The organism is Achromobacter kerstersii (assembly GCF_902859595.1).
GTDB lineage: Bacteria > Pseudomonadota > Gammaproteobacteria > Burkholderiales > Burkholderiaceae_B > Achromobacter > Achromobacter kerstersii.
Genome location: NZ_CADIJQ010000006.1, coordinates 1 through 13585, shown reverse-complemented (window position 1 = coordinate 13585; position 13585 = coordinate 1). Strand labels below are relative to the sequence as shown.

Annotated in this window: 9 protein-coding genes; 6 read left to right on the top strand and 3 right to left on the bottom strand. The window is 65.0% G+C overall.

All coding sequences use genetic code 11. The annotated features are described in order from the left end of the window. Nucleotides 1-60: 60 nt before the first annotated feature. Nucleotides 61-1515 carry an indoleacetamide hydrolase gene (gene iaaH, locus HV765_RS18015; RefSeq protein WP_175170532.1) on the bottom strand — a complete coding sequence of 485 codons (1455 nt, stop codon included), beginning with the start codon at nucleotides 1513-1515 and terminating at the stop codon, nucleotides 61-63. Between the two features lie 186 nt (nucleotides 1516-1701). On the opposite strand from iaaH, the gene HV765_RS18010 reads away from it, so the two are divergent. From HV765_RS18010 to HV765_RS17995, 4 genes are read left to right on the top strand one after another with little or no spacing between them, the layout of a single operon-like run. Beyond that, complete coding sequence (locus HV765_RS18010) at nucleotides 1702-2439, top strand: FadR/GntR family transcriptional regulator (protein ID WP_175170531.1); 738 nt, start codon at nucleotides 1702-1704, stop codon at nucleotides 2437-2439. Nucleotides 2440-2469: 30 nt separating this feature from the next. Beyond that, nucleotides 2470-3507 (top strand): L-idonate 5-dehydrogenase, encoded by a 1038-nt coding sequence (locus HV765_RS18005; RefSeq protein ID WP_175170530.1) that lies wholly within the window; start codon nucleotides 2470-2472, stop codon nucleotides 3505-3507. 16 nt (nucleotides 3508-3523) lie between these two features. Continuing rightward, complete coding sequence (gene manD / locus HV765_RS18000) at nucleotides 3524-4735, top strand: D-mannonate dehydratase ManD (RefSeq protein ID WP_175170529.1); 1212 nt, start codon at nucleotides 3524-3526, stop codon at nucleotides 4733-4735. Beyond that, entirely contained in the window at nucleotides 4723-6384 is a 1662-nt protein-coding gene (locus HV765_RS17995) for a mannitol dehydrogenase family protein (protein ID WP_175170528.1), read from the top strand. Before manD ends, HV765_RS17995 begins: the two co-directional genes overlap by 13 nt. 1 nt (nucleotide 6385) lies before the next feature. Here HV765_RS17995 and HV765_RS17990 read toward each other — a convergent pair whose 3' ends face one another. Further along, entirely contained in the window at nucleotides 6386-7156 is a 771-nt protein-coding gene (locus HV765_RS17990) for a class I SAM-dependent methyltransferase (protein WP_054421301.1), read from the bottom strand. 103 nt (nucleotides 7157-7259) lie between these two features. Here HV765_RS17990 and HV765_RS17985 point away from each other — a divergent pair, with 103 nt between their 5' ends. Further along, complete coding sequence (locus HV765_RS17985) at nucleotides 7260-8090, top strand: helix-turn-helix transcriptional regulator (RefSeq protein ID WP_054421302.1); 831 nt, start codon at nucleotides 7260-7262, stop codon at nucleotides 8088-8090. Nucleotides 8091-8113: 23 nt separating this feature from the next. On the opposite strand, the gene mutY is transcribed toward HV765_RS17985, so the two are convergent. Then, nucleotides 8114-9202: an A/G-specific adenine glycosylase gene (mutY, locus tag HV765_RS17980; RefSeq protein WP_156336350.1), complete on the bottom strand. Its 1089-nt coding sequence runs from the start codon at nucleotides 9200-9202 to the stop codon at nucleotides 8114-8116. Between the two features lie 158 nt (nucleotides 9203-9360). On the opposite strand from mutY, the gene HV765_RS17975 reads away from it, so the two are divergent. Then, nucleotides 9361-12975: an indolepyruvate ferredoxin oxidoreductase family protein gene (locus HV765_RS17975; protein WP_175170527.1), complete on the top strand. Its 3615-nt coding sequence runs from the start codon at nucleotides 9361-9363 to the stop codon at nucleotides 12973-12975. The last annotated feature ends 610 nt before the right edge of the window (nucleotides 12976-13585 follow it).

The following is a 13585-nucleotide window of genomic DNA, read 5'->3' as shown; positions in this document are numbered from 1 at the left end:
ACGGCCAGCGTGGCGGATTCAAATGGACACCGTCACATAGATGCCGTCGAACAGACGTCTTCAAACGCGCGGCGGTGCAATGCGTCCCAGCACGCCTTCGATCATCACGCCAATTTCCAGCACCTTGCGGTCTGTACCCGGCAGACCATCGATTTCCAATCCCACCGGCAAGCCTTCCGCGGACAACCCCGCCGGCACGCTCAAGCCGGGCAGGCCGGCGTTGCTGCCGGGGTCCACGTTGCGGGCCAGACGGCTGAAGCTTTCGAAGCTGCTGGCCTCGGGGGTGGCGGCCATCGGCAGGATCGGCAGCGTGGGAAACAACAGGCCGTCCAGGTTGTGCGCCTGAAACGCTCGCTGATAGACGTTGATCAGTTCGTCACGCTGTTCCGCGATGACGCGTTCGTAGAGCGGTTGCAGCGCCAAGACTTGACCGTCAGGGGTCGGCAGCACGCCCGGCACGATCAGGCCGTCGAAGATGGCTTTGACGTCGGGACTGGAGATTTGCGCCACCACCTCGTCAAAGCTCACGCCCACGTTGTAGCGTTGCAGGTAGGCGGTCAGATCGGGCTTTTGCTCGTACAGGCACAGCGGCATGCCGACGGCGGCGTTGGCGGCGGGCAGGTCAGGCATGTCGATATCAATCAGCTGGACCCCCGCTTCGCGCAGCTTGGCCAGCGCGGCGTCCATGACGTCGCGCACCTGCGGTTCCAGATCCGTCCAGAAATAGCGGGCCAGCCCCAGGCGCACGTGCGCGGCGGGCAAGGCCCGCAACGGTTGCGCGTCGCCGGCAAGGATGCCGTCCAACAGCACGATGTCTTGCATGCTGTTGGCGATGGGGCCCGGGGTGTCGCGCGTGTGCGAGATAGGCGTGATGCCTGAGCCGTCGTAACGGCCCACCGACGGGCGGAAGCCGGCCGCGCCATTGACGGCGGCGGGCAGGCGCACCGACGCGCCCGTGTCCGTGCCCAGCGCGGCGGGCGTCAAGCGGGCGCCAACCGCCGCGCCGCTGCCCGATGACGAGCCGCCTGCAATACGGGTGCTGTCGTAAGCGTTGCGCGTGCCGTCGCCCTGCGGGCCGGGAAACGCGGTGTTGTAGCCCGACACGCCAAACGCCAATTCGTGCATGTTGGTCTTGCCGATGATGATGGCGCCGGCGGCACGCAGGCGCTGCACGACGGGCGCATCCTGGGCGGGGCGGAAATGCTTCAACGCGGGTGTGCCGGCCGTATTGGGCAGGCCAGCCACGTGGATGTTGTCTTTGATGGCGATGGGCACGCCGCCAAGCGGGGCGTACCCATCGCCGCCTTGGGCGCGCGCCGCATCGTAAGCGCGGGCCTGGGCCAGCGCGCCCGCGCGGTCCACGGTGATGAACGCGTTGAGGACTTGTTGGGCGTCGATGCGGTTCAGGCAGGCTTCGGTGAGCGCCACGCTGGTCAGCCGGCCATCGACAATCAGGGCCGCCGCTTCGGTGACGGTGAGATCCGTGGGCAATGTCTGTTCAGACGCTTCGGGCATGACACTTCCTTTTCGTGTGCTCTGGCAAAGGGGGACAGCCATCTATACAGGGTTTTTGCCGAGGCTGTCGAGCGTGGTGACCGCAAGTGACACGGGACAGGTCCGTCGCCCCTGATAGTGGTAAACCATGATGGTGAAAATTGGTGAACCAAATACGATTTGGTCTAACCAATTTAGGCCGTGACGATGCTGCAACTGCTTCCCCAACCTGTCGAACCTGCCGACGAACCCGCCGTGAAGACCGCGCCCGACCGCGCCTATGTCAGGCTGGCCGCGCAGATTCGGGCCCTGGTGACGCAAGGCGAATTCGCCGTTGGCGGGCGCTTGCCGGCTGAGCGGGCGTTGGCTGAACGCTTCGACGTCAGCCGCACCGCGCTGCGCGAAGCCATCATCGCGCTGGAGCTGCAAGGGGTGGTGGAAGTGCGCGGCGGGTCCGGCATCTATGTCTGCGAACTCAAGCCCGGCGTGGCCCGGCTGCCCGCGGCGCAGGAAGCGGGTGCTGGCCCGTTCGAACTGCTGCGGGCGCGTTCGCTGATTGAATCCGAGATCGCGGCGCTTGCCGCCACCACCCGCACGGATGCCGATCTTGACCGCATATTCGAAGCGCTGACGACGATGCGCGACCAGGTCACCGACAAATCCGCCAACGAAGCGGCCGACCGCCGGTTTCATCTGTATATCGCGCAGTCCACCGGCAACAGCGTGCTGCTGGCCACGGTGACGTCGATGTGGGATCAGGCGCGTGGACCCATCTGGGACAAGATCGAACAGCATTTCCATACACAGGCATTGCGGCAGGCGTCGCAGGAAGACCATCAGCGCATTTTCAGCGCGCTGGTGGCGGGCGACGCCCACGCCGCCAGGCAGGCGATGCGCGCTCACCTTGAGCGCGTGATCGGCGAATTCGCGCAGGGGTGGCGATAGCGCGGCAACACCTAACGGGGGCTGGCAAGCATGTTGAATTGCGCAATTCATGGCGCGGACGATCTGCGCCTGGACGAACAGACGCCCGAGCCCTTGGGGCCGGCACAGGTGCGGGTGGGCATCAAGGCGGTGGGCATCTGCGGGTCTGACCTGCACTACTACCGCCACGGCCGCGTGGGCGACTTCGTCATCCGTGAACCGCTGACGCCCGGCCACGAAGCGTCCGGGCGAGTGCTGGAAGTGGGCTCGGAAGTGACGGCCGTCAAGCCCGGCGACCGCGTGGCGCTGGACCCCGTGCGCACCTGTGGCGTGTGCCGCTATTGCCGCCAGGGCGATTCCAATCACTGCGAGGCCGTGCATTTCTTCGGCAGCGCCAGCCGCTATCCCCACATGCAGGGCGCGATGCGCGAACAGGTGGTGGTACAGGAAAAGCAGTGCCTTCCCGTGCCGGACAGTTTGTCTTTCGAGCTGGCCGCATTCGGCGAACCGCTGGCCGTGGCGCTGCACGCAGTGCGCAGCGCGGGAAGCTTGCTCGGCAAGTCGGTCATGGTGGTGGGCGCGGGGCCAATCGGCGCATTGATCCTGATGGCGGCGCGCCTGGCCGGTGCAAGCCAGGTGACGGTGGTGGACATCGTGGACGAAACGCTCGCCACCTGCACGCGCGTGGGCGCCACGCGCACGATCAACGTGGCGGCAGACCCGGCCGCCATCGAAGCGCTGGCGGCGGGCAAGGGCTCAATTGACGTGTGCTTCGAAGCGTCGGGCCATTACGCCGGGCTGGCCAACGCCATCCGCGTGACGCGTCCGCGCGGCGTCATCGTCACCGTGGGCACCTTGAGCGGCAGCAGCGACGGGTGTCCGTTCAACCAGATCATGGTGAAGAGTTTGTCCGTCATCGGCAGCTTCCGTTTTGTCGATGAATACGCGTGGGCCGTGGATTATCTAAGCCGCGGCCTGCTGGACGTATCGCCCTTGTTGACGGCCGCCGTGCCGGTGGCGAACGTGCATGACGCGTTTGCGCTTGCGGCCGACCGCCATCAGGCCATGAAAGTGATGGTGACGTTCTGAACCACGGAAACCCACGATGAAAATTACGAATGCACGCGTGATTGTCTGTTCGCCGGGCCGCAATTTCGTGACCCTGAAGATTGAAACCGATCAGGGCCTGACCGGCATTGGCGACGCCACGTTGAACGGGCGCGAGCTGGCCGTGTCGGCATACCTGACCGAACACGTCATTCCCTGCCTGATCGGGCGCGATGCGCATCAGATCGAAGACATCTGGCAGTACCTGTACAAGGGCGCGTACTGGCGGCGCGGGCCCGTCACCATGACGGCGATTGCCACAGTGGACACTGCGCTGTGGGACTTGAAAGCCAAGGCGGCCGGCCTGCCGCTGTATCAGCTGCTGGGCGGCAAGAGCCGCAGCGGCGTCATGGTCTACGGACACGCCAACGGGTCTGACATTGAGCATACCGTTGACGAAGTGCTGCGCTACGCCGACATGGGCTACCGCGCCATCCGCGCGCAAAGCGGCGTGCCGGGTCTGGACAAGGTGTATGGCGTGGGGCGCGGCAATCTGTTCTACGAACCGGCCGATGCCGACTTGCCCAGCGAACACGACTGGTCCACCGAAAAATACCTGCGGCACACGCCGCAACTGTTTGAACGCATTCGCGAAAAACTCGGCTTCGACCATCATCTGCTGCACGACGTGCATCACCGTCTGACACCCATCGAAGCCGGGCGGCTGGGCAAGTCGCTGGAGCCCTACAACCTGTTCTGGATGGAAGACGCCACGCCCGCTGAAAACCAGGACGCCTTCCGGCTGATCCGGCAGCACACCACCACGCCGCTCGCGGTGGGCGAGATTTTCAATTCCATCTGGGACTGCAAGGACCTGGTGCAGAACCAGTTGATCGACTACATCCGGACCACCGTCGTGCACGCAGGCGGCATCACGCACCTGCGCCGCATTGCGGACCTGGCGTCGCTGTATCAGGTGCGCACGGGTTGCCACGGCGCGACCGATCTGTCGCCCGTGTGCATGGGCGCGGCGCTGCATTTTGACTTGTGGGTGCCGAACTTCGGCATCCAGGAATACATGCGCCACACCGAAGAAACCGACGCCGTCTTCCCGCACGCGTACACGTTTGATCAGGGCATGCTGTATCCGGGCGACGTGCCGGGGCACGGCGTGGATATCGACGAAGCGTTGGCCGCCAAGTATCCGTATAAGCGCGCGTACCTGCCGGTGAACCGCTTGCAGCAGGACGGGACGCTATGGAATTGGTAGCGGACGGCGCGGCGCGTTTGACGCCCGCGCGTCTGGGTCTGCTGCCGCCCGGCGTGGCGCGCCTTGCGTACGACCGGAGCGCGCTGCGTGTCGGCATCGTGCATCTGGGGCTGGGCGCGTTTGTGCGCGCGCATCTGGCTGCGGTCAATGAGGCGGCCATTAATGAATCCGTCATTCACCCCGCCGCGGCGCTTGCCGGGGCGGAGCTTTGTTGGGGCATCTGCGGCGTATCGTTGCGCCATTCCGATACGCGAGATGCCCTGGCGCCGCAAGACGGTCTGTACACGTTGGCGCTGCGCAGCGCTAACGCACACGGGCGGCCGCAACAGCATTTGGCGGTGATTGGATGCCTGCGCGAAATGCTGGTCGCGCCTGAAGACCCGCAGGCCGTGCTGGCGCGCATTGCGCACGCGGACACGCGGATTGTCAGCGTCACCGTCACCGAGAAAGGCTATTGCCATGATCCGGCCAGTGGCCTGTTGAACCTGAACCATCCCGATATCCAGCATGATCTGTCGCACCCGCGTGCGCCGCGCAGCACTATCGGGTTCATCGTGCGGGGGCTGCAACAACGCTACGCGGCGGGGCGCAACGGCATCACGTTGATGTCGCTGGATAACCTGCCCAGCAATGGCCATTTGTTGCGCGGCATGGTGGTCGCCTTCGCGCAGAAAATCGATTCTGCATTGGCGCAATGGATCGCATCACATTGCACCTTTCCCAGTTCGATGGTGGACCGCATCGTGCCGCGCACAACGGACGACGATCGGCGCGATGTGGCGCAGGTGCTGGGCGTGCATGACGCGTGGCCGGTGGTGGCCGAGCCCTATCTGGAATGGGTGGTGGAAGACATCTTTGCCGCGGGCCGGCCAGACTGGACGGCCGGCGGCGCGCGCTTTGTGGCACACGCCGCGCCCTTTGAAACGCTGAAGCTGCGCACCGTTAATGGCGCGCATTCGGCGCTGGCGTATTTGTCAGTGATGGCCGGTTGGGACACGGTCGACCGGGCGATGGCGCAGCCCGCATTGAAGGCCTATCTGGCCGCATTGCTGCGCGAAGACATCGTGCCGACCTTGCCGGAATTGCCTGGTCTGGACCTGACGCAATACCAAGCGCGCCTGTTGCAACGCTTCGCCAATCCGGCGTTGAAACATCAGACCCGGCAGATCGCGATGGACGGCTCGCAGAAATTACCGCAGCGCTTGCTGGACACGGTGCGTGCGCGCTTGGCGCAAGATTTGCCGATCAATGGACTGGCGCTGGCCGTGGCGGCGTGGCTGCATTTTTTGAGTGGTGTCGATGAAGCGGGGCGACGCTACGATATTCAAGACCCGATGGCCGATGTGCTTGCGAAGCGCTACGCGCAGGCCGAGCAGGCGGTGGCCAATAGGAAAGTCGATAGGCAATGCGATAGGCAATGCGGCCAGGACCATGCCAATCAAGATGGAAATAGCCGCCCCGACGATAGCGCCGAAGCGGATGCAACGCGGGTCTGGGTGCAAGCGCTGACCGGCCTCGCGCCCGTCTTCGGAGATGATCTGGGCCAGGACCCGCGCTTTGTGCGCGCCGTGGCGCTAGCGGTGCAGTCCCTGCGCGCGCGGGGCGTGGCGGGGGCGCTGGCAGCGTTTACCGCCAGCCCCACAAGCTGAATCAGCCCGGCTTCTTCACCACGATGGTCGCCGTGTCGCTGGTGAAAGAGCTGTCTTCCTTCACGTCGAAGTGCGCACGCACCACGTCAGGCGCAATGCCGAACATATGGCGCAGCGCGGCCACCAGCGTGTCGGGCGTGCGCATGCGCGTGACCCAGGTCTGGAATTCCAGCGGCAGGCGGCGCGGCGACAAGCCTTGCAGCGTGAAGCCTGCCTCGGTCAGCATGCGGGTCCATTCGGCCACCGAGTAGTCGCGCACGTGCGAGGTGTCGCGCAACACTTCGATGGTCTGCAACCACGTGTCCAACAACGGTTCGCCCGGCGACACCACATCGGCAAACACAGCGATGCCGCCCGGCTTCAACACGCGAAACGCTTCGCGCAGGCCGCGGCCGGCGTCTTGCCAGTGGTGCGTGGAATAGCGCGACATCACCAGGTCGAACTCGCCGTCGGCAAACGGCAGGTACTCGGCCTTGCCCTGACGGGTGACCAGATTGTTCAGGCCGCGCTTGGCCGCTTCGCCCGCCACCACGTCCAGCATCTGCTGCGACAGGTCATACGCGGTGACGTGCTTCACTTCGGGCGCCACGTGAAAGCTCACGTGGCCGCCACCACAGCCCAAGTCCAGCACGCGCGCATCGGGGTGCTGGCGGGCGACGTCTGCCATTTGCAGCAGGTCTTCGCCTTGGGCGTGGACGGCGCTGGTCAGGTAGGCCGTGGCGCGCGGGCTGAACTGGCGGTCGACGGCGGCGTCGTGGGTGCTGGCGGTCATGAATGTCCTTTAGGGGCGTTGTGGGGCGTTGTGCGAAAAGTCAGGTGCAGGCGCTAAGATAGGCCGACCCTTATACACGTACAAGCCCATTGCTTATCCTGGTATGACTACTTCCCCCCATGGCGCCGCCAGCCAAGACGGTTCGCCCTTGCGCCGTCAGGCATTGGGCGAATTTGTGCGCAGCGCCCGTTCCCGCATCACGCCGCAGATGGCCGGACTGCCCGAAGGCATGCGCCGCCGCACGCCGGGCCTGCGCCGCGAAGAGGTCGCGCAACTGTGCGGCATCAGCGTCACCTGGTACACGTGGATCGAGCAGGGGCGGGAAGTCTCCGTGTCGCCGTCCGTGTGGTCGCGCATTGCGGGCGTGCTGCAACTGGCGCGCGCTGAACGCGCCTATCTTTTTGATCTGGCCGACTGCGCCGACCCTCAACACGCGCGCGACGACGCAGGCGGCGCGCCCGGCCCCTTGCAAGAATGCGTGAACGCGATCAACGCGCCGGCCTATGTGCTGGACCGCGCCTGGAACGTGTTGGCCTACAACGAGCCGCTGCGCGACCTGTTCGACGATTGGCCCACGCGCGACCCCGAACCGAACCTGCTGCGCTACATCTTCATGGACCCCGCCGCGCGCGATCTCGTCGTGGACTGGGACCAGCGTGCGCGCCGTGTGGTGGCGGAATTCCGCGCCGACGCGGGCGCGCATCTGGACGAGGCCGCCGTGCTGGGTTTGCTGGATACGCTTAGCCGCCAAAGCCCCGTTTTCGCCCACTGGTGGACGCGGCATGCCGTGGTGGAGCGCGAAGGCGGCTTGCGGGAATTCCAGCATCCGCGTGACGGCAAGCTGGCGTTTCAGCAGATCACGTTCCGGCTGGCGACGCATCCGGATCTGAAGCTGGTGATGTTGTTGAGCGGGGCGGTGCAAGCCGAGGCGTGATCACGCCCCGGCCAGCCTGCGCCTCAGGGCTTGGCTGAAGAAAACAGGCTGTCCTGCATGCCGGCATCCACCAGGCCTTGCAGCAATTTCTTCACCGGTGCGGGCAGCGCCATCGTCGCCAGCTTGTCTGCATGCACCCATCGTTCAGGCAGTGCGGATTCGCGCAAACCGGCTGCGCGCACGGGCACCAGCCAAGGCCGGATGTGCAAGCGGTAGTGCGTGAAGGTGTGGGCGAACGCCGCGAGTTCGAAGCGTTGTTCGGGTTCCAGACCCAGCGCGCGCGAGGCGGCGTCGGGGTCGCCCGTGATGTCGAATTCCGGCAGGCTCCACAGCCCGCCCCAGATGCCGGGCTCGGGCCGTTGCTGCAACAGGAAAGCGCCCTGGTGTTGGAGCACGAGCATACAGGTCTCGCGTTCCGGAATGGCCTTGCGCACTTTCGGCGTGGGCAGTTCAGCCTGGCGGCCTTCGCGGCGGGCGACGCAGCTGCCGGCCACCGGGCATTTGTCGCAAGCGGGTTTGCCGCGCGTGCAAAGCGTGGCGCCCAAGTCCATCAACCCTTGCGTGTAGGCCGCCATGTCCAGGCCCGGCGCGGCGTCGACTTGCGCGTCGGCCAGCGCCCATAGCCGCGTTTCGACGTCGCGCTTGGACGGGTCGCCGGCAATGCCGAAGTGGCGGGTGAAGACGCGTTTGACGTTGCCATCCAGGATGGGAGACCGCTCGCCATACGCGAACGCCGCAATGGCCGCCGCCGTGGACCGGCCAATGCCGGGCAGGGTGGCGATGTCTTCGGCGGTGGGCGGGAAGCGGCCGTTCCAGTCGCGCGCGATTTCCTGCGCGCAGCGATGCAGGTTGCGGGCGCGCGCGTAGTAACCCAGGCCGGCCCAGTACGGCATCACGTCTTCCTGGGCGGCGGCGGCCAGCGCGGCAACGTCCGGGAAGCGTTGCAGGAAGCGGTCGTAATACGGGATGACGGTGGCCACTTGCGTCTGCTGCAACATGATCTCGGACAGCCAGATCCGATACGGGTCACGTGTGTTTTGCCAGGGCAGATCGTGGCGGCCATGCTGGCGTTGCCAGGCGACGATTCGAGGGGCGAATTCCATGGCGCACATTATCGCATCGCCCTATTGCCGGGGTGGGGGCAAGCGGTTACAACTGGCAGAGCTAAGCGCGCGAGCGCATCACTTCACTTTCACGGCCCTTGTTGGCCCGCGTGCGCCCAAGCGCGCGACGCGAAGCTGGTGGGGGCATCCAGGATCTTGGAGTAGACATGAATGCCCCCCTTACGCCCGCATTGCGCGCGGCGCTTGAATCCGTCCAACTTGACGACAAGTACACACTGGAATCCGGCCGCGCCTGGATGAGCGGCATCCACGCCCTGGTCCGCCTGCCCATGATGCAGCGGGTGCGCGACGCACGCGCGGGCTTGAATACGGCGGGCTTTGTGTCGGGGTATCGGGGGTCGCCGTTGGGCGGCGTCGACCAGAACATGTGGAAGGCGGCCAAGTACTTGAAGGCCCATCACGTAGAGTTTCAGCCCGGCATCAACGAAGACCTGGCGGCCACCGCCGTCTGGGGCTCGCAGCAGGTCAACCTGTTTCCGGGCGCGAAGTACGACGGCGTCTTTGGCATGTGGTACGGCAAAGGCCCCGGCGTGGACCGTTGCGGCGACGTCTTCAAACACGCCAACGCGGCAGGCACGTCGCGCCACGGTGGCGTGCTGGTGGTGGCGGGCGACGACCATCCAGCCAAGTCGTCGACCTTGCCGCATCAAAGCGACCACATCCTGAAGGCCTGTATGATCCCGGCGCTGTTTCCGGCCAGCGTCCAAGAGGTGCTGGATTACGGATTGCACGGCTGGGCCATGAGCCGGTACGCGGGCGTGTGGGTAGGCATGAAATGCATCACCGACATTGTGGAAGTGTCGGCCTCGGTGGACGTGGACCCGCATCGCGTGCGCATCCAGCTGCCCGAAGATTTTCTGATGCCGCCGGACGGTTTGAACATCCGGATTCCCGACACGCCGCTGCAACAAGAAGCGCGGCTGCTCGACTACAAACTTTACGCCGCGCTGGCCTACGCCCGCGCCAACAAGCTCAACCGTGAACTGTGGCACGTGCCCGAGCGCGATGCGCGCTTTGGCATCATGACGTCCGGCAAGGCGTATCTGGACACGCGCCAGGCGCTGTCCGACCTGGGCTTGTCGGAAGACGTATGCCGGCGCATCGGGCTGCGTCTCTTTAAGGTGGGCATGGTCTGGCCGCTGGAGTCCACCGGCATGCAGCAATTTGCCGAGGGGCTGGACGAGATTCTGGTGGTCGAAGAAAAGCGCCAGGTGCTGGAGTACCAGCTGAAGGAAGAGCTGTTCAGCTGGATCGGCAGCGGCAAGAAGATTCCGCGCGTGGCGGGCAAGTTCGATGACAAGGATGGCGGCGAATGGTCGGTGCCGCAGGGCAACTGGCTGCTGCCCGCGCATTACGAGTTTTCGCCCGCGATGGTGGCGAAAGCCATCGCGTCGCGTTTGCTGCGCTTTGAACTGCCCGCCGATGTGCGTGCGGGCATCGAGGCGCGGCTGGAGTTCATCCGCGGGCGCGAACAGTTGCTGGCGCGGCCGCGCGTGGTGGAAGAGCGCAAGCCGTGGTTCTGTTCGGGCTGTCCGCACAATACGTCGACGCGTCTGCCAGAGGGTTCGCGCGGCATGGCGGGCATCGGCTGCCACTACATGGTGCGCTGGATGGATCGCAACACCGAGGTCTATACGCAGATGGGCGGCGAGGGCGTGCCGTGGGTAGGCCAAGCGCCGTTCACCGAAGAAAAGCACGTCTTCGCCAACCTGGGGGATGGCACGTATTTCCATTCCGGCCTGCTGGCCATCCGCGCGGCGGTCGCGGCCAAGGTGCCGATCACCTACAAGATCCTGTTCAACGATGCCGTGGCCATGACGGGTGGACAGCCCGTGGACGGCCCCATCAGCGTGCCGATGATCAGCCGGCAGATGGCGGCCGAGGGCATCGAGAAAATCGTCGTGGTGACAGACGAGCCCGACAAGTACAAGAGCATGTCCGGCCTGGCGCCAGGCGTGCCGGTGATGCACCGCGACGAGCTTGACGCCGTCATGCGCGACCTGCGCGAACACCCCGGCGTGTCGGTGCTGATCTATGACCAGACCTGCGCCACCGAGAAGCGCCGCCGCCGCAAGCGCGCCGCCTACCCAGACCCCGCGCGCCGCGTCGTCATCAACGAACGCGTGTGCGAAGGCTGTGGCGATTGTTCGCAGAAGTCGCATTGCTTGTCGGTCGAGCCCTTGGAAACCGAGTTCGGCCGCAAGCGCACGATCAACCAATCCAGCTGCAACAAGGACTTTTCCTGTCTGAAGGGCTTTTGCCCCAGTTTCGTTACGGTGGAAGGCGGCAAGCTGAAAAAGCCCAAGGCTTTGTCGCAGGAAGGCGTGATCGACGAAGGCGTGCCGCCGCCGCCGCGCGAGCGTGCGTTGGATGAACCGTACGGCGTCTTCATCGCGGGCGTGGGCGGCACGGGAGTCGTCACTATCGGCCAGTTGCTGGGCATGGCGGCGCACCTGGAAGGCAAGGGCTGTTCGGTGCTGGACATGGCAGGCCTGGCGCAGAAGGGTGGCGCTGTTTATTCGCATGTGGTGCTGGCGAAGTCGCCCGACGACCTGATGAATACGCGCGTGGCGATGGGCGAGGCCGACTTGCTGCTGGCGGGCGACCTGGTGGTGGCCACCAGCGCGGAAAGCATGGCGCGGCTGCGTCCGGGCCGCACCCACGCGCTCTTGAACCGCGACAACGCACCCACCGCCGCGTTCGTGTCCAACCCGAACTGGACCTTGCCGGGCGCCAACCTGACGGCGGATCTGCAAGCGGCCTGTGGCAAGGAAAACTTGCACACGGTGGACGCCGCGGCGATGGCGGTGGTGTTGCTGGGCGACGCCATCTACGCGAACCCGTTGATGATGGGATACGCCTATCAAAAGGGCTGGATTCCGCTGTCGCAAGCTGCGCTGTTGCGCGCGATTGAGTTGAACGGCCAGCAAGTGGCCAGCAACATCGCCGCCTTCGCCTGGGGCCGCCGCGCCGCGCACGACATGGCCGATGTGGCACGCGTGTTGGCCAACGGCGGCATGCCGATAGCGCCGCCCGAAGACATCATCGAAATCAAGCGCCCGCGCACCGCCAGCCCGGTGACCGAACTCAAGAAACCCGCCGGAGAACTGGCGCAGATCGTGGCGGTACGCAAGGCATTCCTGACGCAGTACCAGAACGAGGCGTATGCAAAGCAATACACGGATCTGGTCGACAAGGTGACGCACGCCGAGCACGAGGCCACCGGTACAAACCGGCTGGCGATTGCGGTTGCGCGTTACTACTTCAAGCTGATGGCCTACAAGGACGAGTACGAGGTGGCGCGCCTGTATTCAGACGGCGAGTTCGTGAAGAAGGTGAGCGCGCAATTCGAAGGCGACTGGAAGCTGCACTTCCACCTGGCCCCGCCGCTGTTCGCGCGGCGCGACAAGCAAGGGCATTTGATCAAACGCAGTTATGGGCCGGGGATGTTGCGGGTGTTTGGAATGCTTGCGAAGTGGCGGCGCTTGCGGGGGACGAAGCTTGACGTGTTCGGGTATACGGCGGAACGGCGCGCGGAGCGCGAGCTGATTCGCGAATACCGGGAGACGATGACGGCGATCTTGTCGAAACTGAATCGCGGAAATCTGGACCGCGCAGTGGCGTTAGCGAGCGTGCCGGAGGAGATTCGAGGGTACGGACACGTGAAGGAAGAGGCGATGGCTCGGGCGGGGAGGGTGCGGGAGGAGTTGTTGAAGGAATTTAGTGCGAGGGTTGTGGCGATTGGGGTTAGGGCGGCTTGATTTGTGGTTTTTGATTTTTGGTGTGTGGGGGAGTTTAGGGCGGCCGTGGGGGGTGGATGGGGCGCGGTTTGGGTTCTTTAGACGCCCGTGGGTTCGGGGGCCTGGGGTGCGCGGGGCAACGATTGCGGTCCGGAGCCTTCGCTCCGGACTGCCCCTGCGTCATCCTCGTACGCCTTCGGCTCCCTACGGATTCCCTCGGGCTTATCGACGCCCCGCGCACCCCAGGCCCCCGACCCCACGGGCTCTGGAAGTTGCAATCTCACGTCAGCGGGGGCGATCGGGGTTTTTAAGGTCCTCTCCACCGGTTTTGGGTGGTGGAAGATCTTGCGGGGCCCGCTCCATGCCGGCCGCGCGGGCGGCCTCGTGGAGCTTACGCGTGGTGGTGCGTCGTCGCGGTGTTCGCTTCGCGTGTGGCTGAATTGATTTTGCAGTCAGACTGCATTTATTGGCATCGCGGGCGGAGGACGGCATTCGGAAAATGCAGTCTGACTCCGAAAATGGGAGTGTCAGTTTTTTTGTGTTTAAGGCACTCAGTGCCTGATCCCGTGGAGGATCAGGCGTGTTGATGCTATCTCAGCGATACGGGTCAGTGAAGCGTTCAGCGTAAATA